1 protein-coding gene is annotated in these 629 nt (G+C 54.7%); it reads left to right on the plus strand.

The features are described from left to right. Nucleotides 1-565 (plus strand): hypothetical protein (locus ACR0LH_RS21650; protein WP_480722430.1); only part of this gene is annotated, 565 nt, incomplete at its 5' end. Between the last annotated feature and the right edge of the window lie 64 nt (nt 566-629).

Below are 629 nucleotides of genomic sequence, written 5' to 3' on the forward strand. Positions count from 1 at the left end.
TGTACCTGTTGGCGTTGGTTGCATTCTTGACGGGCACATTTGGCTGGTTGGGACAGGAACGAGACCCTTTGTCCGGAGTGTTCCTGCTGCCGTTGGGACTACCTTGGATACTTGTGGCGGACTTATTTTCGGATTCCGCCAAGCCGTGGTTCGCGGCGATTGCTCCAGCGCTCAACCTGTTAGCGCTGGTTTTGATTTGCAGATGGGCAAGCAGATTGCGCCAGTAGTGGTGGCTGAACTCTTTCTCACCAAAAGGGAGGAAAACATGGGAAAAGTAATCTTGGGAATTGTGATCGGGCTCGTCCTCGGCGTGGTTGGGGCGATGACCTTGGGTGGCGGGGCCGCGGTGGGTGTCGGCGTTGCGACAGGCTTGTCCGCCGGTGTCTGCACCACATTGAAAGGAGCACAAGCTGAGAACCTTATCACCGCCGAGCAAGCGGATCAGATCCTCAACCGCGTAAATTCCGAAATGGCGTCACTGCAAGGAATTGAAACGACGGACGAGATCGTCGGCAGCGCGCAGGCATGCGATGAATTTCTGTCAAAGTTACGAGACGCGAAGTGAGGTTCCGCTTTGTACGGAACAAAACTCTAAGGATCAGCCAGCAAGGGACCATCTGATGAAATTC

The organism is Ruegeria sp. CL6 (genome assembly GCF_056536465.1).